At 71.6% G+C, this 20,853-nt stretch carries 22 protein-coding genes; 12 read left to right on the forward strand and 10 right to left on the reverse strand.

From position 1 onward, the window contains the following. Nucleotides 1-164: 164 nt before the first annotated feature. From ACK4LS_RS07960 to ACK4LS_RS07970, 3 genes are all read left to right on the forward strand, one after another. Complete coding sequence (locus ACK4LS_RS07960) at nt 165-620, forward strand: Hsp20/alpha crystallin family protein (RefSeq protein WP_409715734.1); 456 nt, start codon at nt 165-167, stop codon at nt 618-620. Nucleotides 621-874: 254 nt separating this feature from the next. Then, a complete protein-coding gene (locus ACK4LS_RS07965; protein ID WP_409715848.1) occupies nt 875-1,843 on the forward strand; it encodes an iron-containing redox enzyme family protein in 969 nt (322 codons plus the stop codon). 61 nt (nt 1,844-1,904) lie between these two features. Continuing rightward, nucleotides 1,905-2,105 (forward strand): CDGSH iron-sulfur domain-containing protein, encoded by a 201-nt coding sequence (locus ACK4LS_RS07970; RefSeq protein ID WP_409715737.1) that lies wholly within the window; start codon nt 1,905-1,907, stop codon nt 2,103-2,105. A 116-nt stretch (nt 2,106-2,221) separates the two neighbouring features. Here the strand turns inward: ACK4LS_RS07970 and ACK4LS_RS07975 are convergent, their stop codons facing one another. Further along, nucleotides 2,222-2,581: a sugar ABC transporter ATPase gene (locus ACK4LS_RS07975; protein ID WP_409715740.1), complete on the reverse strand. Its 360-nt coding sequence runs from the start codon at nt 2,579-2,581 to the stop codon at nt 2,222-2,224. A 299-nt stretch (nt 2,582-2,880) separates the two neighbouring features. Between ACK4LS_RS07975 and ACK4LS_RS07980 the strand changes: the two genes are divergently transcribed. The 4 genes from ACK4LS_RS07980 (at nt 2,881) to ACK4LS_RS07995 (ending at nt 6,881) form a co-directional block, all read left to right on the forward strand. Further along, nucleotides 2,881-3,813 (forward strand): helix-turn-helix domain-containing protein, encoded by a 933-nt coding sequence (locus ACK4LS_RS07980; RefSeq protein WP_409715743.1) that lies wholly within the window; start codon nt 2,881-2,883, stop codon nt 3,811-3,813. Between the two features lie 118 nt (nt 3,814-3,931). Next, a complete protein-coding gene (locus ACK4LS_RS07985) occupies nt 3,932-4,258 on the forward strand; it encodes an ATP-dependent DNA ligase (protein ID WP_409715746.1) in 327 nt (108 codons plus the stop codon). Nucleotides 4,259-4,330: 72 nt separating this feature from the next. Further along, nucleotides 4,331-5,539 carry an NAD(P)/FAD-dependent oxidoreductase gene (locus tag ACK4LS_RS07990; protein ID WP_409715749.1) on the forward strand — a complete coding sequence of 403 codons (1,209 nt, stop codon included), beginning with the start codon at nt 4,331-4,333 and terminating at the stop codon, nt 5,537-5,539. 889 nt (nt 5,540-6,428) lie between these two features. After that, a complete protein-coding gene (locus ACK4LS_RS07995) occupies nt 6,429-6,881 on the forward strand; it encodes an SRPBCC family protein (RefSeq protein ID WP_409715752.1) in 453 nt (150 codons plus the stop codon). A gap of 64 nt (nt 6,882-6,945) precedes the next feature. On the opposite strand, the gene ACK4LS_RS08000 is transcribed toward ACK4LS_RS07995, so the two are convergent. Then, nucleotides 6,946-7,938 carry an aldo/keto reductase gene (locus ACK4LS_RS08000; RefSeq protein ID WP_409715755.1) on the reverse strand — a complete coding sequence of 331 codons (993 nt, stop codon included), beginning with the start codon at nt 7,936-7,938 and terminating at the stop codon, nt 6,946-6,948. A gap of 171 nt (nt 7,939-8,109) precedes the next feature. Here ACK4LS_RS08000 and ACK4LS_RS08005 point away from each other — a divergent pair, with 171 nt between their 5' ends. Beyond that, nucleotides 8,110-8,592, forward strand: coding sequence for a hypothetical protein (locus tag ACK4LS_RS08005; protein WP_409715758.1), 483 nt, complete (start codon nt 8,110-8,112; stop codon nt 8,590-8,592). Between the two features lie 146 nt (nt 8,593-8,738). On the opposite strand, the gene ACK4LS_RS08010 is transcribed toward ACK4LS_RS08005, so the two are convergent. Next, nucleotides 8,739-10,070 carry a serine hydrolase gene (locus ACK4LS_RS08010; RefSeq protein ID WP_409715761.1) on the reverse strand — a complete coding sequence of 444 codons (1,332 nt, stop codon included), beginning with the start codon at nt 10,068-10,070 and terminating at the stop codon, nt 8,739-8,741. Between the two features lie 181 nt (nt 10,071-10,251). After that, nucleotides 10,252-10,380, reverse strand: a complete 129-nt coding sequence (locus ACK4LS_RS08015; protein ID WP_409715764.1) for a hypothetical protein — start codon at nt 10,378-10,380, stop codon at nt 10,252-10,254. A 30-nt stretch (nt 10,381-10,410) separates the two neighbouring features. Between ACK4LS_RS08015 and ACK4LS_RS08020 the strand changes: the two genes are divergently transcribed. Next, the gene (locus ACK4LS_RS08020) at nt 10,411-11,457 is read left to right on the forward strand and encodes an epimerase (protein ID WP_409715766.1); all 1,047 of its coding nucleotides are present in this window, start codon (nt 10,411-10,413) and stop codon (nt 11,455-11,457) included. Between the two features lie 101 nt (nt 11,458-11,558). Here ACK4LS_RS08020 and ACK4LS_RS08025 read toward each other — a convergent pair whose 3' ends face one another. After that, nucleotides 11,559-11,717, reverse strand: coding sequence for a hypothetical protein (locus ACK4LS_RS08025; protein ID WP_409715769.1), 159 nt, complete (start codon nt 11,715-11,717; stop codon nt 11,559-11,561). Between the two features lie 141 nt (nt 11,718-11,858). Here ACK4LS_RS08025 and ACK4LS_RS08030 point away from each other — a divergent pair, with 141 nt between their 5' ends. Further along, complete coding sequence (locus ACK4LS_RS08030; RefSeq protein WP_409715772.1) at nt 11,859-12,119, forward strand: hypothetical protein; 261 nt, start codon at nt 11,859-11,861, stop codon at nt 12,117-12,119. Nucleotides 12,120-12,123: 4 nt separating this feature from the next. Here the strand turns inward: ACK4LS_RS08030 and ACK4LS_RS08035 are convergent, their stop codons facing one another. Continuing rightward, nucleotides 12,124-13,053 (reverse strand): helix-turn-helix domain-containing protein, encoded by a 930-nt coding sequence (locus tag ACK4LS_RS08035; protein WP_409715775.1) that lies wholly within the window; start codon nt 13,051-13,053, stop codon nt 12,124-12,126. A gap of 86 nt (nt 13,054-13,139) precedes the next feature. On the opposite strand from ACK4LS_RS08035, the gene ACK4LS_RS08040 reads away from it, so the two are divergent. Continuing rightward, the gene (locus ACK4LS_RS08040; protein WP_409715778.1) at nt 13,140-13,604 is read left to right on the forward strand and encodes a GNAT family N-acetyltransferase; all 465 of its coding nucleotides are present in this window, start codon (nt 13,140-13,142) and stop codon (nt 13,602-13,604) included. A gap of 190 nt (nt 13,605-13,794) precedes the next feature. Here ACK4LS_RS08040 and ACK4LS_RS08045 read toward each other — a convergent pair whose 3' ends face one another. Beyond that, a complete protein-coding gene (locus ACK4LS_RS08045; protein ID WP_409715781.1) occupies nt 13,795-14,688 on the reverse strand; it encodes an SDR family oxidoreductase in 894 nt (297 codons plus the stop codon). Nucleotides 14,689-14,758: 70 nt separating this feature from the next. Then, a complete protein-coding gene (locus tag ACK4LS_RS08050; RefSeq protein WP_409715784.1) occupies nt 14,759-16,567 on the reverse strand; it encodes a glycoside hydrolase family 15 protein in 1,809 nt (602 codons plus the stop codon). A 166-nt stretch (nt 16,568-16,733) separates the two neighbouring features. On the opposite strand from ACK4LS_RS08050, the gene ACK4LS_RS08055 reads away from it, so the two are divergent. Then, nucleotides 16,734-17,294: a Dps family protein gene (locus ACK4LS_RS08055; protein WP_409715787.1), complete on the forward strand. Its 561-nt coding sequence runs from the start codon at nt 16,734-16,736 to the stop codon at nt 17,292-17,294. A 113-nt stretch (nt 17,295-17,407) separates the two neighbouring features. On the opposite strand, the gene ACK4LS_RS08060 is transcribed toward ACK4LS_RS08055, so the two are convergent. Both ACK4LS_RS08060 and ACK4LS_RS08065 read right to left on the reverse strand, forming a co-directional pair. Then, complete coding sequence (locus tag ACK4LS_RS08060) at nt 17,408-19,939, reverse strand: DEAD/DEAH box helicase (protein ID WP_409715790.1); 2,532 nt, start codon at nt 19,937-19,939, stop codon at nt 17,408-17,410. Nucleotides 19,940-20,030: 91 nt separating this feature from the next. Beyond that, the gene (locus tag ACK4LS_RS08065) at nt 20,031-20,792 is read right to left on the reverse strand and encodes a hypothetical protein (protein WP_409715792.1); all 762 of its coding nucleotides are present in this window, start codon (nt 20,790-20,792) and stop codon (nt 20,031-20,033) included. Nucleotides 20,793-20,853: the final 61 nt, after the last annotated feature.

Genomic DNA, 20,853 nt, shown 5'->3' on the forward strand with positions numbered 1-20,853 from the left:
GGCACGGGGGTTGTGGGGCGGCCCGGGGTGAGGCACAATCGCGCGGCGATGTGCTTGGCACTCTCACCCCTCGAGTGCTAATCTGGCCTCAGGTTGAGCGTCCTCGACTCAACTTCTCAGAACTCCGGATGCCACGTCCGGACCGATCGAAAAGGAGAACGACCATGGCCACCCACGACCCCTTCCGCGACCTCGACCGCCTCGCGTCGACGCTCCTCGACGTCCGGCGCGGCGGCGGTCCGCGCCGCATGCCGATGGACCTCTACCGCGACGGCGACCACTACGTGCTCGCGGCCGACCTCCCCGGCGTCGACCCCGGTTCGGTGGACATCGACGTCGACGGTCAGCTCCTCACGATCCGCGCCGAGCGCACCCTCGCCTCGGGCGACGACGTGAAGTGGATCACGCGGGAGCGCGAGACGGCGTCCTTCGTCCGCCAGCTCAACCTCGGCCAGGGCATCGACACCGAGCGCATTAGCGCCTCTTACCGCAACGGTGTGCTGTCGGTGACGATCCCCGTCAGCGAGAAGGCCAAGCCCCGACGCATCGAGGTCACCACCGACGACGGCGAGGGCGTGATCGAGGCGCACGAGAGCGCCCCGCAGCTCATCGAGCAGTAACGCGGCGCCGTAGGCGAGGGAGCGGTCCCACTCGGGCCGCTCCCTCGTCACGCGGGCGCCCGTTGTCAAGGGTCTCGGCGAACGACCCTTCCCTGACGCACAGTGCGATCGTGCCCCCCACTGCGTCTTCTCCCCCCGCGCCCGTCACGATCGAGGACGTCACCGTCGAGGACGACGCCGGCGTCGGGCCCGACCTCGGAGACGACGTCGCCGCCCTCCCGTTCGGACCGCGCGGTCCCGTCAGCGCGGCCGTCATCCGGCACCTCGTCGACGGCCTCGCCACGGAGCACACGGCCCTCGCCGAGGCGGCCGTCTCTGCGTGCGCCGACATCGAACGCGACGACGATCTGCAGCTGGCCCTGTTCGTGCTCTACGCCTCGTCGTACGGATCCTTCCCCGCCCTGCGCGCCGATCTCGAGTGGGACCCGACGCTGATCGCGACCCGCCGGGTGCTCGAGGCGGCCTTCGAAGCGTCGCTGCGCCGCACCGTCGAGGTCCCCGCTCTGCCGATCGCGAACGCGGATGCCGTGGCCCGTGCGCTCTTCGCCCTCACCGGTGCGGAGGGCGGGCCGAGCCTGTCCCGCCACCTCGCGCGCAAGGCCACCCGGGAGCAGGCGCACGAGTTCCTCGTGCACCGCACGATCTACACCCTGCGCGAGGCCGACCCGCACTCGTGGGCGATCCCGCGGCTGACCGGGCGCGCCAAAGCGGCCCTCGTGGAGATCCAGTCCGATGAATACGGCGGTGGCCGCCCCGACCGCGTGCACGCGACCCTCTTCGCGCGCGCGGTACGCGCGGCCGGCCTCACCGACGCGTACGGCGCCTACCTCGACGACGTGCCCGCGGTGACCCTCGCCTCGCACAACACCATGTCGATGTTCGGTGTGCAGCGGCGCCTTCTCGGCGCGATCGTCGGACACCTGGCCGCCTTCGAGATGACCTCTTCGATTCCCAACCGCCTGTACGCGGAAGGGCTGCGTCGCCTCGGGTTCGGCGACGACGTGTGCGAGTACTTCGACGAGCACGTGGAGGCCGACGCCGTGCACGAACAGATCGCGGCGCACGACATGGCCGGGGCCCTCGCCGAGGATCGCCCCGACCTGCTCCCCGACATCCTGTTCGGAGCGGCGGCCTGCCTCATGATCGACGACCGAGTGGGCCGGCACATGCTCGACGCGTGGGCCGACGGCGCCTCCTCGCTGCGCGGAGAGGACGAGCGGTGACCGCCCGCCCACTGCGCGGCGCCTCATCGCGATACCGCGCCGCCCGCGAGGAGGACGCGCGATGACCGACGACCGCGTCACGATCACCGCCTACCCCGACGGTCCGCTCCTGGTGCGCGGAGACGTGCGCCTGCAGACGAGCGACGGGCGCGAGCTGCCCCGCACGCGCCGGACCCTGGCCCTGTGCCGCTGCGGCCTGTCGACGATCAAGCCGTTGTGCGACGGAACCCACAAGGCGTCGGGCTTCCGCACCGACGACTGATGGCGGCCTTCACCTGCTCGCGTCGCGGCGCGGGCCGGACAGGCGCACCCGCTGCGCGGGTCCGCGCAACGCGACGCCCCGGCGGCCACGACGGCGTCCGGGGCGTCGCGGATGCCTCAGTAGTCCTCGGGAGCGAGGTCGCCCTGACCCTCTTCGCCGAGCTCGACCACGCCGGGGTCTTCCCCCTGCGAGTCGGTGCCGGTGGACTGGGGGTGGATGTCCTCGAGCGGGATGTCGCTGTCGTCGGCGGCGATCTCGGCCGGGTCGGCCCCCGTCGCGGTGGCCGGGTTGATGTCCTCGGGGTCGACGCCCTCGTCGAGCGCGGTCGTCGCGTCCCACTCGGCCTGGGCGGGGTCGAGCGCCGGGTCGGGCTCGATGGAGGTGTCTCCATCGCGCAGGGGCTGCACGCCCGCGATACCCACCTCGGTGGCGGGGTTCGTCTCGTCGGGGGTCGGGTCGATCGAAGCGTCGCTCATGGGGGGTCCTTCCGTCGGACGGGGGTCACCGCCGGGATCAGCGGTCGTTCCATCCAACGGGGACGACCGGGTGCCGGCCCGCCCCTTGACACGCGTCACCGCCGCTCCGTAGGGGCGGCCGCGCGGCGACGGCGCGGCGACGCGGTGCGCACCGGCCACGGCGGGCCCGCGCCCCGGCATCCCGGACGCGCGCGCGGCGACGAGACCCCTCCCGGACGCGCCGCCGTGTGCACGTACCCCGTGCGACGCAGATCCTCGACAGACGGCGAGCCGCGCCAGGACGCGGCGGAAGGAACACCATGGGTCAGATTCTGACGGTCCGATCACGCGGGATCGACGACGTCGAGCGCGTCTGGCGCCAGTTCGTGCCGGGCGCGCGACTGGAGCGCGCCGACCCGCGCGACATCTCGTTCTCGTGGAGCTCGATCGAGATGCCGCATCTGTCCGTCGTGTCGTACGAGCTCGGGGCGTCCGTGCACTCCTCCGTCCACGTCGACGAGCAGTTGATGGCCTGCCGCGTGGTCGGCGACGACCTGCGCATCGAGGCCGGCGGGCGATCGATCGACCCGCGGCGCCCCTGGGCGGCGAGCGACAGCACCACCGAGGCGCACTGGACGGGGTCGGCTCGCGTGCGCGCCCTCGTGTTCGACCGCAGCGACGCCGAGCGCGTGGCACGCATCGCGACCGGCGACGACCGCCTGGTCCTGCGCCGACTCGATCCGGCCCCGCGCGATCGCGACGCCGCCACGCAATGGGAACGCAGTTTCGCGCACGTCTCGTCGTCGCTCGCGACCGTGCACGACGACGAGATCCTCGCCGCCGAGCTGCACCGGCACGCGCTCCTCACGACGCTCTCGACGTTCTCGACGCCCTATCTCGACGCGGTGGAGCGCGCACGTCAGCGTACGGCCGCGCCGCGCACGGTCCGTCGCGCGATCGCCTTCATGGAGGAGCACGCCCGCGAGCCCCTCACCCTCGAGGACATCGCCGCGGCGTCCGGGATCTCCTCGCGGGGGCTGCAGCACGCGTTCCGCCGCGCGTTGGACACCACCCCCACCGAGTACCTGCGACGCGTGCGCCTGAGCGGAGCGCACCACGAACTGCGCGTGGGCACCGCCGTGTCGGTCGCGGACGTGGCGCGGCGATGGGGCTTCTCGAGCGCCTCACGGTTCGCGCGATACCACCGCGATCACTACGGACAGAACCCCGCACAGGTGGCGCGGATGTTCTGACCCCGACCCACCGACGACGCGTTCGGTCTCGACGTTGCGCGAGACGTGCCGCGCGGGAGCCGACGACGCACAGCGATTGCACAGTGAAAGACGGGCACCGAGCCCGCAGGAGGAAGACGTGGGCAAGTTCATCTACGAGGGCGGCGTTCGAAACGACTTCGAGGACCGTCTCCTCGCGCACCTGCAGGTGGTCGTCGGCAACAAGCTGCGCCGCGGCGAGCCGTTCTACTTCGTGTGGAAGGACGACATCAGCACCGGCGGCGGCCGCACCTCGGTGTGGGTGCACCCGCGCGCGAACATCGTCTTCAAGTTCAACGGCGGACGTCCCCCCACGCTGAACCGCGCCTGGCTGGAGGCACTCATGTCGACGGCGAACTCGCCCACGGGCCTGTACGTCGTGCCGGAGCCGGCCGACGACACCGCCCCGCCGGAGTCGTTCGCCTGACTTCGGCTGTCAAGGCGCTGGCGCCGGCGGGGCGCGGAGGCCACCGTGAAGGGGACGAGAGGATCCCCCCACATGAACGACCCCCGCTCGACCGCGCCCCCGCGCATCGTCGTGATCGGCGGCGGCAACGCCGGCCTGTCGGTCGCCGGCCGTCTGCAGCGTGCCCGCTTCCGGGACATCACCGTGATCGAACCGCGCGAGACGCACGTCTTCGCCCCGCTGCAGTCGCACATCGCCGGCGGCGCGGCCCGGGCGTCGGAGGCGGTGCGGCGGCAGGCCGACGTCATCCCGCCCGGGGTGCGCTGGGTGCGCGACGAAGCCTTCACGGTGGATGCCGAGGCCCGACGCGTGCACCTCGTGTCGGGCGGGCACCTCGACTACGACCAGCTCGTCGTGTGCGCGGGTATGCGCATGGCGTGGGAGAGCGTGCCGGGCCTGCCCGAGGCGATGGCGTCGCCCGCGGGGGTGTCGAACTACGACTTCGACCTGGCCGCCAAGGCCTCCCCCGTGCTCCGCGACCTGCGCGGGGGCACGGTGGTGTTCACGCAGCCGCCGGAGCCGGCCTCGTGCGGAGCCGCCGCGCAGAAGCCCATGTACCTCGCGTGCGACTGGTGGCGGGCCATCGGTGTGCGCGACGACATCCGTGTCATCTTCGTGTGCCCCGATCCGGTGCCCTTCGGCATCCCCGCCATCGACCGCGAGCTCCAGCGCAAGCTCGATGAGTACGGCATCGAGGTCCGCTACAGCCGCGAGCTCAGATCCGTGGATGCCACCGCCCGCACGCTCACGATCGGACACGGCGACGCGGAGGAGACGGTGGACTACGACGTGCTGCACGCGGTGCCCCCGCAGCGGGCGCCGGAGTGGATCGCGGGCAGCGGGCTCGCGGCATCCGACGATCCGCACGGGTTCGTCGACGTCGACCCGGAGACCTTCCAGCACAGCCGTTACCCCGAGATCTGGGCGGTCGGGGATGCCGCGACGGTCGCCACACGTCGTTCCGGCGGCGCGATCCGGCAGCAGGCCAAGGCCCTGGTGAAGAACATGACCGCGGCCCTCGACGGGGGCGCGCCGTCCGCGAAGTACAACGGCTACAGCGTCGTCCCCTTCACCGTGTCGCGCGGCACGGTGGTGTTCGCGGAGTTCGACCGGCAGGGCCGTCTGCAGCCGTCCGTCCCGTTCTGGCGGTCGCTGTACCGCGAGCGCCGCCTGTCGTGGATCGCCGACCGCCGCATCCTGCCCTGGGTCTACTGGCACCTGATCCTGCGCGGCCGCGCCTGACCGGCATCCCGCGCGGCGGGCGTGGCGTCCCGCGCCGCGGCGTCGAGCGGGTCGTCCCGCGTCCGCGGCGCATTCCGCACCGCGGCGCATGCCGCACCGCGGCGCAGCCATAAACGCGATCCGCGCGCGTAAACGCGCTCTCATCGCGTTTATAGGCGCTGAGGGCGTTTATGCGTGGAGTCCGGGCACCGTCCCGCCCTCACACCGTCCCGCCCCGCACCGCACCGCGCACCTCACCGAGCACGGCGCAGCGCAACGTGCGCGGCTGTGCCGCGAATCGGTGTCGCGCAGCCATAAACGCATTCCGCGCGCGTAAACACGCTCTCACCGCGTTTATAGGCGCTAAGCGCGTTTATGCATGACGTTCCGACGCCGCCCCACCCCCACGCCGCACCGCGCACCACGCCGGACACCACGCCGGACATTGCGCCGCGCGCGCCGAGCGCCGAGCGCCGAGCGCGCCGCAGCGGCACAACGCGCGGCGGTACCGCACCGCCATAAACGCAATCCGCGCGCGGAAACACGCTCTCACCGCGTTTATAGGCGCTAAGGGCGTTTATGCGTCACCTTCCGACGCCGTCCCGCCCCCACGCCGCACCGCGCACCACACCGAGCATTGCGCCGGGCATTGCGCCGCGCGCGCCGAGCGCCGAGCGCCGAGCGCGCCGCACAGCGGGGCCGCGCGCGGCTGCGGCGCAGCCATAAACGCGATCCGCGCGCGGAAACGCGCTCTCACCGCGTTTATGCGCGCTGAGGGCGTTTATGCGTGGGAAGCGAGCGACCCACGCCCGTATAGGGCACGGACGGCGATCCCTCAACCCCGGGGGCGTGTCGACTGCGACGCGTTGAGACTGAGATCAGCCCCGGAAGACACGAGAAAGAGGACACCATGGCACAGGTCATCGAAACCATCGACGTCGACGTTCCCGTCCGCGTCGCCTACAACCAGTGGACCCAGTTCGAGGAGTTCCCGCACTTCATGAGCTTCGTGGAGTCCATCACGCAGAAGAGCGACACCCTCACGCACTGGAAGGTCAAGATCGCCGGTGCCGAGCGCGAGTTCGACGCCGAGATCACCGAGCAGCACCCCGACGAGCGCGTCGCGTGGAACAGCGTGGGCGGCGACGAGAACCACGCCGGTGTCGTGACGTTCCACCGCCTCTCCGACGCCGAGACGCGCGTCACCGTCCAGATCGACTGGGAGCCCACCGGTCTGCTCGAGAAGGCCGGTGCCGCTCTCGGCGCCGACGACCACTCGGTCAAGAAGGACCTCGAGAACTTCAAGAAGTTCATCGAGTCGCGCGGCGCCGAGTCCGGCGCCTGGCGCGGCGACGTCAGCTGACGTCCCCTCAGACCAAGAGCCGGGCCCGTCCTCACGGACGGGCCCGGCTTTCGTCATGCGCGGGTCACCACTGCGGGTGGATCTCGGCGCGCAAGCGGCGATCGTAGACATCTCGCACGAGCGCGTCGAACGCCTCGAGGTCGAAACCGCCCTCGATGAGGTCGGCCGCGGCGGCGTTGGCCGTGGCCTGCTGCACGGAACGCGCCCCCGGGATGACCGAGGTCACGCCCTCGCGCGACGCGATCCACGCCAGGGTCGCCGCGGGCAGCGTGACGCCCTCGGGGAGGGACGCCTTGAGCTCGTCGGCGGCGGCGACGCCCTCGTCGAAGGGCACGCCCGAGAAGGTCTCGCCCTTGTCGAAGGCCTCGCCGTTGCGGTTGTAGGTGCGGTGGTCGTCCTTGTCGAACGTCGTGTCGTGCGTGTACTTGCCCGACAGCAGCCCGCTCGCGAGCGGCACCCGGGCGAGCACGGCCACGTTCTTCTCGGCCGCGAGCGGAAGCACCTCGTCGAGGGGCTTGAGGCGGAAGGGGTTGAAGATGATCTGCAGGTTCGTCAGGTGGGGGCGGCGAAGCGCGGAGAGCGCCTGCTCCATCGTCTCGACCGACGCGCCGTAAGCGGCGATGACCCCTTCCGCCACCAGCAGGTCGAGGGCGTCGTAGGTGGCGTCGTCGTCGATCACGGCCGACGGCGGGCAGTGCAGCTGCACGAGGTCGAGCGTCTCGGTGCCGAGCAGGCGGCGCGAGCGGTCGAGCCATCCCCGGAAGTTCTCGATCGTGTAGTTCTCGGGCACCTGGTCTTCGCGCCGGCCCATCTTGGTCGCGACGGTGATGCCCGTGGCATCCGCGCTCTTCAGGAAGGTGCCGATGATCTGCTCCGACCGGCCGTCACCGTAGACGTCGGCGGTGTCGAAGAGGGTGACCCCGGCGTCGGCCGAGGCCCGGAGCACCGCGAGCGCGTCGTCTTCGCTCACCCCGCCCCAGTCGGGGCCGAGCTGCCAGGTGCCGAGGCCGATCGCCGAGACCTCGCGGCCGGTACGAGAGAGGGGACGCTGCTGCATTGCGGTTCCTTTCGAAGCTGTGTCGAGCCTATCCAGCCCCTCCGACACCGGGGCCGCGCCCCGCAGGCGACTCGCGACGCGGATGCCGGGACCGGGACGCGGTCGCGTCAACCCCGGTCCCCGTCCCCCCGGCCGCGCCTAGCGTGGCGACACACCCACGGAAGGATCACCATGGACACCCCCGCAGACCGCATGCCCGGCGCCGACGAAGAGAACATCGTCGCCGAATCCGACGGAGCGCCCGCCGATATCCCCGCCGGTGCCGCGGGCGCCGACTCGGGTGCCGTCGGCACCGCCCGCATCGACCCCGACGACGAGGCGCGCATCCAGAACGTCTCGAGCCAGAACGATCTGCCCGGCGTCGGCACGCGCGCCGCCGACGGCATGACCGAGCGCGACGACACCGGCGGCCCCGGTTCGACCTCGCGCCACACCGAGGACACCGCACGCGAGGAGGATGCCGACGACCTCACCCGCGAGGAGGCCCCCGACGAGGTCGTCAAGACCCCTGCCTCCCCCGCCCCCGATGGCGACGGCGGCGAGCCGCACGTGGACGCCGACGACCCGATCGCGCGCTTCCAGCCCGGCGTCGGCCGCGACTCCGCGGCGTCCAGCCGGATCGCGCAGGGGCTGCCCGATCCCGACGACGCCTGATCACCCCGCGGGGGTCCCGACCCGGTGGACGGGCTCAGGGACCTCCGTCCGGTGAACGGGTGACCCCGCCCCGCGGGCGTCCCGGTGCGGTCGACGGGCTCGGACCCCGGCGGCACTCCGGGACCCGACGACCGTGAGGATCCCCGTCAGCGCGTCAGTCGCAGCGCGTCCTCCGCGAGGTGGAAGAAGCTCGGCATCGCCGCCGACACCGCCTCCGCGTCCGGGTCGGCCATCAGCAGCACCACCGTCGCCTCGCCCGCGTCGTCACGCACGAACCAGCTGCCCGTCAGCACGCCCCGGCTCGAGCCGCCCTTGAACCCCACGTAGGGCCACGAGCCCACGTCGAGCCCTTGACCGGGGTTCTCGCTCAGGATGCCGAGCACCTCGGCATCCTGCGTCTGCTGCAGCGCGCGGTGCACCGCGGCGACGTCGGCCGCCGACGCGAACCAGTCGATGCCGTCCTGCCACTGCGACGTGGTCACGTTCGCACCGTCGACGGCGAGGGGAGCCGCGTCGATGCGGTCCAGGAGCGCCCTCTTGCCCGCGTCGTCGGCGGCGTCCCACTCCGCGCGCACCGCGGGGTCGCCCCACCCGAGCGTGAACAGCTCCTTCGTGGAGAGGAACGGCGCCAGTGCCGACGGATCGGCGTGGCCGCTGCGCACCACCGCCGCTTCGACGCGCTCGCGCCCGAGGCGCTCGATCAGCAGGTCGGTGGCGGTGTTGTCGCTGATGCGGATCATCGCCGACGCGGCCTCGCGCACCGACACCTTGGTGCCGGCGGGGGCGTCCTGCAGCTCGCCGGAGGGCAGGCTCCGGTCGGCGTCGTCGAGCACGAGCGTCTCGTCCCACGCGAGATCCCCGGATGCCACGGCCTCGGCCGCCGCGAGCAGCACGTACAGCTTGAACACGGAGGCCAGGGGCGCCGAGCGCTCGGGGTCGATCGCGATCACGTCGTCGTCACCGCGGCGGACGAGCGCACTCACCTCACCCGGAAGCTCCCGAAGGCGCTGCTCGACCTCCTCGAGCGAGGCGGACGGCTCCCACGGGGTGGCGACGGGCCCGAAGACCATCCCCGTGACGCGGTCCGAGGAGTCGATCGACAGCGACAGGTCGAAGGGATCGCCCACGGCGCCGGCGAGGGTGGCGACCGCCTGGGTCTCGGCGCCGCTGTAGGCGGTCACGGTGAAGGGCGCGGCGGGACGGATCTGCCGGTTGATCAGCTCGGCGACCTGCTCGGCCGGAACCTGCTTCTGGAAGTCCTCGTGCAGCACCCGCGTCCACTCCCCCGGGGTCGTGTCGGCGTCGGCCTCGAGCACGCCCAGGATCCACGTCATCCGTTCCCCCACCGGAGTGGTCGGAACCTCGACGGACGCGGCGGGGGTCGCGGGCGTGTCGGGGGACGCCGTCGCCGTGCACGCGGTGAGCGCGGCGGCGGCGAGGAGTGAGAGGGCGGCGGCGAGGCGACGGGCGAGAGTCACGAGGGTCCTTCCGGGGGGTGGAATCCCACGCTACGAGGGTCCTCCACCGTCCGCCTCCCTCGCTCGACGGAGATGCGCGGACCGGCGTCGGGCGCGGCCCGGGACGGGGGGAGATCCGCCGACGGGAAGGGGTCCCGCCCCGAAGCACCCCCCGCTCCCGAAAACCCCTCCCGTCACGGGATCAGCGTGCGGCGTGCCCGGAACGCGCGCGCGATCCCGCACGCACGTCGACCACGACGAACGCCGCCAGCGGGGGTGCGATCTCGACGTCGCCCACGGGCGCCGTGACCGCGCGCGTCCGAACCGGCATGGATAGCATCGACCGACGACAGGAGCGACAGTGACCGATGCGCCGGCAGACCGCGATGGTGGTTCCCGATCCGCACCGCGCCCCCGCGTGGTCGTCGCGGGTGCCCGTGGCTTCGTCGGAAAGGCCCTGGTGCGCGCGTTCGCCGACGACGGGTACGACGTCGTCACCGTCGGGCGCGCCGGCACCGCCGTCTGGGGTGACGCCGAGGCGATCGCCCGTCTCGTCGACGGGGCCGACGTGCTCGTCAACCTCGCCGGCAAGATCGTGTCGTGTCGGTACACCGACGCGAACCGCGACGAGATCCTCCGCTCGCGCGTCGACACCACCCGCGACCTGCACGCGGCCGTCGTCGCGGCGACCCGGCCGCCACGCGTATGGATGAACGCCTCGACCGCCACGATCTACCGCCACGAGACCGTGAGCGGCAACGACGAGGTCGACGGCATCCTCGGCGACGGGTTCTCCGTCGACGTCGCGACCAGCTGGGAACGGGCGTTCTTCGCCGACGACCTGCCCGCCACGCGGCGGGTGGCCCTTCGCATGGCGATCGTGCTGGGCGACGGCCCCGCCACGCGCATGCTCCTCGCGCTGGGGCGGCTGGGCCTGGGCGGCCCGCAGATCGACAGCTGGTGGTTTCCGCACCGGCGCTACCGCGGCATCGGCGCCCGGCCCACCGGGCCGGTCCGCTCGAGCTGGCACCGCACCTCGGGCCGGCAGCGCTTCAGCTGGATCCACATCGACGACGTCGTGGCATCCGTCCGCTTCCTCCGCGACCGCGATGACCTGGAGGGCCCGGTCAACCTGTCGGCCCCGGGGGTGAGCGACAACCGCACACTCATGCGCGAGGTGCGCCGGGTCGCCCGGATGCCGTTCGGACTCCCGGCCTTCCGCTGGATGCTGGATCCGGCGATGGCCGTGCTGCGCAACGAGCCGGAGCTCGTGCTGAAGAGCCGGTGGGCGGTGCCGCGCGTGCTCTCCGACGCCGGCTTCGTCTTCGCCCATGCCGAGCTCGGGCCGGCACTCGACGCGGTGGCCGCCACGCGCCGGCCGCGGGCGCGCGACCTCTTCTCGGCCTAGGACGCCGCACGCGAAACGCCGCCCCGCGCGTCCTCGCGCGAGGCGAGTCGTGTGCGGGGCGGCGTCGAGGGCCGTCGCGACGATGGGCGCCGCGCGGCGGGTCAGACCTGTCGGCGGATGAAGCGCATGAGCGCCGCGATGATGCCGATGATGAGGATGATGATGCCGATCCACAGCAGGAATTTCACGGCCTCGACGAAGATGCCGAGGAAGAGGAGCACGAGGCCCACGATGACGAGGATGATGGCGAGAGCTGGCATACCCCCACTCTGCCGTCCCCTCCTTCTCGCCGCGGTGGCCTTGACACGTCCCGCCCCGCACTGCGACGCCCCTGTCAAGAGCGCTGCGCGCCCGCCGTGCGGGGTCTAGCGTCGGGGGCACCACGATCCGAGGAGGCGGCCATGGCCGAGCGCGACGTCAACCGACACGGGACCGAGAACGATGGGGGCGAATACACCGACGTGCAGCTGCCCGATGGGACCGCGGACCGCGGCAGCGGCGACCTGCCCGGCGAGTACGTCGATCGCGAGAACGCCGACGGCACCGAGGCGCGCCCCCGCAGCGACGAGGCGGGCGCCTACACCGACGTCGAGCAGCCGAGCGGCCACGAGTCGCGTGAGGATCTCGACGATCCGGGCGAATACACCGACCGCGACCGCTGAGCGCTCAGCGATCGAGCGTCTGTTGCGGTGCGACGCGGTAGCTCTCCCGATACGCCACGGAGAAGGCATCGACGTCGGCGAAGCCCCATCGGGCGGCGATGTCGACCACCGAGACGACACCCGGATCGGCCGCGACGAGGTCGGCGTGCGCGGCGCTCAGACGGGCCGCCGCGAGATACGCCTCCGGGGTCGAGGCGATCTGCCCGTTCGCGACGAAGGCGCGGCGCAGGCCCCGCGCAGACGTGTTCACGGCTCGGGCCGCGTCGTCGACCGTGATCGGCAGCGAGACGTGGTCGTCGATCCAGGTCGCCGCGGCGGCGTAGACGGACGCCTGTTCCAGGGCCGACGCCCGACGCTCCCGCGGATCACCGGCGAGCGGGAACGCCTCGAACGTCGCGGCGACCAGAGCCCGACGCACGTGCGCGCGGACCAGGGGCTCCGACATGAGCGGAACCTGGGTGAGGGCCCAGCGCACGGTCTGCAACCAGTAGTCGCGCAGGCGCCGCGACACCGGGCCGACACCGTCGAATCGGGCCGTGAGGGTCTCGTCGCCGTAGATCGTGCGGGCCGCCTCCGTCAACCACTCCGCGTCGAACGCGACCAGTTGCACGTCCGTGCGATCGGGGCGACCGACCAGTTCGTGACCGGGCTGGACGATCCCGGGTTCGACGCTGTAATCGCCCGACTGCGATCCGATGCGCCAGGCGTAGCCGGGCGTGGACGTGGCGAAGAAGAAGCGATCCGCTTCGTAGACCACCTTCGCTCGGCAATCCCACGTGAGGTGTCGGAGCGCGAAAACCGCATCACCCACGGCGTGCTCTGCGATCGCCGCCCGATCGGCGAGGACGTCGACCCGCCCGTACTGCGCGCGCAGCCAGGCCATCGTGTCGGACGCGTCATCGGTGCGGACGCGCGAGTCGAAGAAATCGTTCATGGGAGAGGGCGTCGACCGCCGGAATCCCGGGACGCGCATGCCCATGATAGTTAACCCGCAACCTCGTAACCCCGGAGGAGACGACGATGGCCGACTCGCCCACCATCCGCCCCATCACCAGCGATGACGCCGGAGAGGTGCTGACGATCCAGCGCGCCGCCTTCGCGAGCGAGGCGCTCATCTACGGCGACCCCGACATGCCGCCGCTGACGCAGACGCTCGAGGAGCTGTCCGCCGAGCTGGTCGAGAACCTGGGATGCGTCGCCGTGACCGGCGGCCGCCTCGTCGGAGCCGTACGCGCCCGCCTCGACGGCGATCTGCTGCTGATCGGTCGCCTCGCCATCGCGCCCGACCAGCAGGGAGAGGGTCTGGGCACGCTGCTCCTCGCTGCGGTCGAGGACCGCGGACGCGACGCGGGAGCGACGCAGGCCGAGCTGTTCACCGGCGCGCTGAGCGAAGCCAACCAGCGCCTCTACGAGCGCGAGGGGTACCGGCGCACCGAGACCACGGACGACGGCGAGATCTTCTACCGCAAGGCGCTGGTCGACTGACGACGGCCCGCACGCGCCCGCGCACCCCGGTACCGCCCGCCCCGAGCACCGCCCGACGCGGCGCGAAGCCCCATCCGCATCCTCGACCCCACCGGCATCCCGCGACGAGGCCGACCGCGGGGACCGCACCCCGAGACGCAGGAGGGGCCGCCGTCCACACGGACGACGGCCCCTCCTCATGGGGAGGCGCTTACGGCGTGGGCATACCGCCGTTGACGTTCAGCGTCTCGCCGATCACGTAGCTCGACTCCGCCGACGCGAGGTAGACGAACGCCGGCGCGAGCTCGGCGGGCTGTCCCATGCGACCGAGCGGGGTCTCTTCGCCGAACTCGTCGACCTTCTCGTCGGGCTGACCGTCGGTCACCTGCAGCGGCGTCCAGATCGGGCCCGGGGCGACCGCGTTCACACGGATGCCCTTCGGTGCGAGCTGCTGGCCGAGGGCCTTGGTGAAGGTGTTGATGGTGGCCTTGGTCGACGCGTAGTCGACGAGGATCGGCGCCGGCGAGTACGCCTGGATCGACGTGGTGTTGATGATCGTCGAGCCGGGCTTCAGGTGCGGCACCGCCTCCTTGCAGATCCAGAACATCGCGTACACGTTGGTCTTGAACGTGTCGTCGAACTGCTCGTCGGACAGGGTCGTGACGTCTTCGTTGAAGATCTGCTTGCCGCCGTTGTTCACGACGATGTCGAGGCCGCCGAGACCTTCGACCGCTTCCTTCACGAGCGTGCGGGCGTACTCGCGCTCGCGCAGGTCGCCGGGGATCTGGACGACGGTCGCGCCGGCTTCGCGCAGGATGCCGGCGATGCGGTCGGCATCCACCTTCTCCTCGGGCAGGTACGACATCGCCACCGACGCGCCCTCGCGGGCGAAGGCGATCGCGGTGGCCGCACCGATGCCGGAGTCGGCGCCGGTGATGAGGGCCTTGCGCCCCTTCAGGCGCTCGCTGCCCACGTAGGTGTCCTCGCCGAGTGCGGCCTTGGGCGTGAGCTCGGCGTCGAGCCCGGGCTCGGTCGCCTCCTGCGCCTTCGGGTCGATGTCGGCGTAGAGCTTCGTGGGATCGGTGAACGTGTACTGCGTGGTCATGGCGAGTCCTTTCGGGGGGATGCCGGGGCGGTTCGGCTCCGGCGGGTGGTCGGTCGGTCGGTCGGTCGGATCAGCGTCCGCCGAGAGCGTCGTCGTCGACGAGCTCGCGGATGACGAGAGCGGCGTTGATGAGGGCGAGGTGGCTGAGGGCCTGTGGGAGGTTCCCCCAGAAGGCGCCGTCGGCCTCGGCGATCATCTCGGAGTAGATGCCGACGTCGTTGCCCTGAGCAACCAGGGCGTCCATCGCCTCGAGCGCTTCGTCGTGGCGTCCGACGCAGGCGAGGGCCGTGGCGCGCCAGAAGGCGCAGGCGACGAAGGTCTGCTCCTCTTGGTCCATGCCCGTGTAGCGGTAGACGAGGTGGTCCGCGGTCGTGAGGCGCTCGGTGATCGCGTCGAGGGTCTGGGACATGCGCTCTCCCCGATCGAAGCCGGTGGGGGCGTGCAGCAGCACGGAGGCGTCGAGGTCATCGCTTCCGGGGGCGATCGTGTACGCCTGGAGCGTCTTCGACCAGCAGCGCTCCTCGACCCAGCGATGGATGCGGTCGCGCTCGGCGCGCCACCGATCGCCGTTGTCGGGGATGTGCCCACCGGCGGCGAGCCACTGGGCGTCGTCGAGCGCCTTCCAGCACCCCATCTTCGAGGAGGTGTAGTGCCGCAGCTGCGGCAGCTCCCACATCCCGGAGTCTTCTCGGCGCCACAGATCGCACGTGCGGTCGGCCACGTCGGCGAGCAGCCGGCCGGTCTGCGTGTCGAGGCGGTTGCCGGCCTCGACGTACGTGCGGCACAGGGCGATGAGATCGCCGTACACGCCGAGCTGCAACTGCCCCTGCGCCGGGTTGCCGGTGACGACGGGCTGGTTGCCGTTCCACCCGGGGACCTCGTGCTTCTCCAGTCCGATCTCGGCATCGCCGTCGAGGGTGTACATCACCTGCACCTCGGGACCGTTCGCGCGAATGGTGCGCAGGAGCCACGAGATGGCCGCGTGCGTCTCCTCGCGGAGGCCGAAGCCCACCCAGGCGTGCGCTGTGTAGGCCAGATCCCGTACCCAGGCGAAGCGATAGTCCCAGTTCTTCCCGCCGCGCGGGCTCTCCGGCAGCGAGGTCGTCGCCGCCGCGGCGATCGCGCCCGTGGGGCTGAACAGCAGCAGCTTCAGGGCGAGGGCACTGCGCTGGACGTCGTCGGCCCACGGCCCGTCGTACGAGAACTCGTCGGACCACATCTCCCACCCGCCGATGGTGCGGTCGATCCCCCGGTCGACGTTCACGGCGTCGGGGATGCGCAGCGGCTCGCCCTCCGTCGCGGCCACCACCAGCAGGTGGCGCGAGCCCTTCGAGGTGGTGAACCCCCCGTCGATGCTCTCGTCACCGGCATCCGGCTCGCCGCGCAAGCCGTGCTCGTGGCCCACGACCGCGAGGGAGACGTGGCCGATGCGCATGACCGAGAAACCGTCGATGCGCTCGGTCCAGGGTGCCGCGGAGCGCAGCATGGTCCCGGGTTGCACGCACCAGGCGAACTCCACCTCGCCTTTCACTCCCTCGACGCGCCGCGCGAGTTCCGCCCACGGGAGACGACCGGCGATACCGGTGACCATCGCATCGGTGACCGTCGCGACGCCGGAGGAGGTGGTGAACGTGGTCTCGAGCACGTTCGTGCGCGGGACGTAACGACGGGAGACCTCGTAGTCGCCGACGGGGGCGAGTTCGATACAGCCGCCCGCAGATTCGTCGACGAGCCGGGCGAAGACGGGACGCGAGTGGATGTTGGGAAGAGGGAGCCAGTCCACCGCCCCGTCGAGCGCGATCAGGGCGACCGTGCGTCCGTCGCCGATCGCGGCGTAGTCCCGAAGCGGCCGGGAGGGCGGAGGAGGGGTCGGAGGCACGTCTTCACGGTAGGAACGCCGGCTCGACGAGGAGCCGGGGTTGTCGTTTGGATGCCGAGCGGCTACGGACATCGCCGCTACCGCGACCCCGTCGCCCCCGCAACCCCCGGCCCCGTCGCCGCGAGCCCGCCTAACGTCGCTGGTGACCGTGACGAAAGGAACGTGCATGTCCACCACCACGAAGGACACCCCCACGAAGAACCGTCGCCGCCCCGCGCGCGGAGGCAGCGGACCCGAGACCACCGACGAGCAGAACGCCGAGAAGGGCTTCCAGGCGTCGGAGAAGCTGACCGATGCCCTGCAGGCCGTCCTGGTCGACCTCATCGAGCTGTCGGTCCAGGGCAAGCAGGCCCACTGGAACGTCGTCGGCAAGAACTTCCGCGACACCCACCTGCAGCTCGACGAGATCATCGACGCCGCGCGGGAGTTCGGCGACGAGGTCGCCGAGCGCATGCGCGCCCTGCACGCGCTTCCTGACGGCCGCAGCGACACGGTCGCCGAGACCACCACTCTCCCCGAGTTCCCCCAGGGCGAGGTCGACACCGCCGAGGTCATCGACCTCATCACGGAGCGCCTCGACGCGACCGTGGGCACCGTGCGCGACGTGCACGACGGCGTCGACGAGGAAGACCCCACGAGCGCAGACATCCTGCACGGCGTGCTCGAGCGTCTCGAGCAGCTGTCCTGGATGGTCAGCGCCGAGAACCGCGTCGCCCGCAAGTCGTAAGCGCGATTGCGAACAACGGATGCCGGGGCCTACCGGCCTCGGCATCCGTCGTTGGCGCGAGGGCCGGGCTTTCCGGATCGCGGCCGCGAGCCTGTGGACCGGCGGAGGACCCGTCAGAGCCGCAGCACCTCGGTGACGCGCACGATCGCCGTGCCCTCCTCCTCGGAGGCGGCGAGGTCGACCTCGGCGCGGATGCGCCAGTCGTGGTCACCGGCGGGGTCGTCGATGATCTGCTCGACCCGCCAGACACCGTCGGCGGCCGACGACTCGTCGATGACGACGAGGGCCGAGGAGCGCGCCGCTCCCCCCGTGCCGATCTCGTCGTGCTCGTCGAAGTACGCGTCCAGCGTCGCGGGCCAGTCGACGCCGGGGTCGAGCTCCACGAGCTCGTCGTCGCGCTGCAGTGCGGCGAGCTGCACGCGCCGGAACATCTCGTTGCGCACGAGCACGATGAACGCGCGCCGGTTGGTGAGGATCGACGGCGGCGCCGGCGGTACCACGGGGGCGTCCGGATCCTCGGCGGGGTTGATCAGCTGCTCCCACTCGTCGACGAGGCTCGAGTCCACCTGTCGCACGAGCTCGCCGAGCCAGGCGATGAGGTCGAGCAGGTCGGGGGTCTGCGCATCGACCGGCACGCTCTGGCGGATCGCGCGATAGGCGTCGCTGAGGTAGCGCAGCACGAGCCCCTCGCTGCGGGCGAGCTGGTACAGCGAGACGTATTCCGCGAACGAGCAGGCCCGCTCGAACATGTCGCGCACGACCGACTTGGGCGACAGCTCGAAGTCGCGGATCCACGGCTGGCTCGACGCGAACACCTCGTACGCCTGCGCGAGCAGCTCGTCGAGGGGCTTGGGCCAGGTGATCTCCTCGAGCAGTTCCATGCGCTCGTCGTACTCGATGCCCTCGCGCTTCATCGCCGCCACGGCCTCTCCGCGCGCGCGGAACTGCTGCTGCGACAGGATCGGGCGCGGGTCGTCCAGGGTCGCCTCGATGACGCTGACGACGTCGAGCGCGTAGTGGCCCGTGCCGACCGACGACGCCGGGGGCGCGGCATCCGGTCCCCGCCCGAGCTCGACCTCGGGGTCGAGCATCTCGATCGCGGCGAGCGCGAACGGCGACAGCGGCTGGTTGAGCGCGAAGTTGGGTTGCAGGTCGACGGTGAGGCGGATGCCGTCGGGCCCGGCCTCCACGACCCCTGCCTGCACGAGCGTGCGGAAGATCGCGATCGCGCGGCGGGCGAGCTCGTACTGCCGAGCGCGCGGCTCGTGGTTGTCGAACACGAGCGAGCGGACGTTGCCGAACACGTCTCCGCCCCGCGCGATGACGTTGATGAGCATCGCGGCGGTGAGCTTCATCTGCGGCTGCAGCGGCTCGGGCTCGGCGGCGACGAGGCGGTCGTAGCTCTGCTCGGTCCAGTTGACGAAGCCCTGCGGCGCCTTCTTGCGGACGATCTTCTTCTGCTTCTTCAGGTCGTCGCCGGCCTTGAGGATCTGCGCGGCGTTCTCGATCTCGTGGTCGGGGGCCATGACGACGACCGTCCCCGCCGTGTCGTACCCGGCGCGGCCCGCGCGACCCGAGATCTGATGGAACTCGCGCGCCGACAGCTGGCGCATGCGCGTGCCGTCGTACTTGGTCAGCGCCGTCATGAGCACCGTGCGGATCGGCACGTTGATGCCCACGCCGAGGGTGTCGGTGCCGCAGATCACGCGCAGCAGCCCGCGCTGCGCGAGCGTCTCGACGAGCCGCCGGTAGCGCGGCAGCATGCCCGCGTGGTGCACGCCGATCCCGGCCCGCACGTACCGCGACAGCGTCTTGCCGAACCCGGTCGTGAATCGGAAGCCGCCGATGGCCTCGGCGATCTCGTCGCGCTGCTCCCTCCCGATGATCCGGATCGACGACAGCGCCTGCGCGCGCTCCATCGCCGCCGCCTGCGAGAAGTGCACGACGTAGATCGGCGCCTGCTTCGTGTCGAGCAGTTCCTGCACCGTCTCGTGCACGGGGGTGCGGGCGTACTCGAAGTGCAGGGGCACCGGACGCTCGACGCCCGTCACCCGCGCCGTGGGACGACCGGTGCGCCGCGAGAGGTCGTCGGCGATGTCGGCGACGTCGCCGAGGGTCGCCGACATGAGGATGAACTGCGCGCGCGTGAGCAGCAGCAGCGGCACCTGCCAGGCCCAGCCGCGATCGGCCTCGCCGTAGTAGTGGAACTCGTCCATCACGACCTGGTCGACGTCGGCGTCCGCGCCCTGGCGCAGGGCGAGGTTGGCGAGGATCTCGGCCGTGCAGCACACGATCGGCGCATCGGAGTTGACGGAGGAGTCGCCCGTGACCATGCCGACGTTCTCGGCGCCGAAGATCTCGACGAGCGCGAAGAACTTCTCGCTCACCAGGGCCTTGATCGGCGCCGTGTAGTACGTGCGGCCGCCCCGGGAGAGGGATGCCGCGTGCGCGGCGATCGCGACGAGCGACTTGCCCGTGCCGGTGGGGGTGGAGAGGATGACGTTCGCCCCCGACACGATCTCGATCACCGCTTCGTCTTGAGCGGGGTAGAGCGTGAGGCCGCGCGAGGCCGCCCACTCGACGAAGCCGAGGTAGACGGCATCCGCATCGGCGCCGACGGGCACGTGCTCGAGGAGGGGGGTCACTCCCCCACCCTCTCATCCGGGCCGGGTATGGGCGGGCGTCCAGCGCCGCCGTCGGTTGCGTCAGCGTCTGCGCGGAAGGCGGTCGGTCCCCTCATCCGCCGTCGGTGAAGACGCCGACGTTCTCGCCGTCGAAGACGAACTGGACGCTCGTGCCGAGGGGGAAGCGCTCCACGAACGCGTCGGGCATGCCCTCCGCGACGACGAACTGCACGGTCGCGGGGAAGATGCCCGCCCCGCACCCGCCGTACACGAAGTTGCCGCGGAAGCCGTTCGTCTCGTCGCGCCCCACCTCGTCGGTGTCGAGCAGGTAGAGGCAGCTGCCGCGGTTGTCGCTCGCGTCGACCTGGGCGGATCCGACGAACGCCGTGACCCCGTAGAAGTCGGCGAACGCCCGCTCGTCGCCTCGGCGCTCGCCGAAGAGGGCCGGCGTCTGCGCCGTGGGGTCCTCGACGAGCGTGGCGACCTGCGAAGCGCCCACCGACGTCGACACCGGCACGAGGCTCACCCCCACGGTCGTGGCGGCACTGGCCAGCGCGGTCACGAGGGCCAGGGAGATCGCCCACGCCCACACGCCGCGCCTCGATCGGAGGAGGGCCGGGCGTTCGGAGACGGCGGGTTCGTCGTCGTCGTCGGCGGGCGGTTCGGGCGTCGCGTCCCCGGCGGCCGGGAGGTCGGCGCGCAGCGGCTCGGGGTCGGAGGGTGGGCGGTGCACCGGCGCGGTGCGCTCGGTGCGCTCGAGGTGTTCCAGGACGCGGAGCCGCTCGACGGCGTCCGCGTCGTCGGCGATGTCGGCGGCGGGACCATAGGCCCGCGCGCGCAGACGCTCCAGCTCCTGCCGCACGCCCTCGTCCACCTTTGGAATGCTTCCACATTCCGGGGCCCTCGGGGCCGTGTCCCAGTACATGCGCGGGAAT

Source organism: Microbacterium sp. (assembly GCF_046295495.1).
In the GTDB taxonomy this organism is placed as follows: Bacteria; Actinomycetota; Actinomycetes; order Actinomycetales; family Microbacteriaceae; genus Microbacterium.

Bases quoted from the DNA above. Each gene is read 5' to 3' on its own strand.
- ACK4LS_RS07960 (WP_409715734.1), top strand. From the start codon at position 165: ATGGCCACCCACGACCCCTTCCGCGACCTCGACCGCCTCGCGTCGACG.
- ACK4LS_RS07970 (WP_409715737.1), top strand. From the start codon at position 1,905: ATGACCGACGACCGCGTCACGATCACCGCCTACCCCGACGGTCCGCTC.
- ACK4LS_RS07975 (WP_409715740.1), bottom strand. From the start codon at position 2,581: ATGAGCGACGCTTCGATCGACCCGACCCCCGACGAGACGAACCCCGCC.
- ACK4LS_RS07980 (WP_409715743.1), top strand. From the start codon at position 2,881: ATGGGTCAGATTCTGACGGTCCGATCACGCGGGATCGACGACGTCGAG.
- ACK4LS_RS07990 (WP_409715749.1), top strand. From the start codon at position 4,331: ATGAACGACCCCCGCTCGACCGCGCCCCCGCGCATCGTCGTGATCGGC.
- ACK4LS_RS07995 (WP_409715752.1), top strand. From the start codon at position 6,429: ATGGCACAGGTCATCGAAACCATCGACGTCGACGTTCCCGTCCGCGTC.
- ACK4LS_RS08000 (WP_409715755.1), bottom strand. From the start codon at position 7,938: ATGCAGCAGCGTCCCCTCTCTCGTACCGGCCGCGAGGTCTCGGCGATC.
- ACK4LS_RS08005 (WP_409715758.1), top strand. From the start codon at position 8,110: ATGGACACCCCCGCAGACCGCATGCCCGGCGCCGACGAAGAGAACATC.
- ACK4LS_RS08015 (WP_409715764.1), bottom strand. From the start codon at position 10,380: ATGCCGGTTCGGACGCGCGCGGTCACGGCGCCCGTGGGCGACGTCGAG.
- ACK4LS_RS08025 (WP_409715769.1), bottom strand. From the start codon at position 11,717: ATGCCAGCTCTCGCCATCATCCTCGTCATCGTGGGCCTCGTGCTCCTC.
- ACK4LS_RS08030 (WP_409715772.1), top strand. From the start codon at position 11,859: ATGGCCGAGCGCGACGTCAACCGACACGGGACCGAGAACGATGGGGGC.
- ACK4LS_RS08035 (WP_409715775.1), bottom strand. From the start codon at position 13,053: ATGAACGATTTCTTCGACTCGCGCGTCCGCACCGATGACGCGTCCGAC.
- ACK4LS_RS08040 (WP_409715778.1), top strand. From the start codon at position 13,140: ATGGCCGACTCGCCCACCATCCGCCCCATCACCAGCGATGACGCCGGA.
- ACK4LS_RS08045 (WP_409715781.1), bottom strand. From the start codon at position 14,688: ATGACCACGCAGTACACGTTCACCGATCCCACGAAGCTCTACGCCGAC.
- ACK4LS_RS08055 (WP_409715787.1), top strand. From the start codon at position 16,734: ATGTCCACCACCACGAAGGACACCCCCACGAAGAACCGTCGCCGCCCC.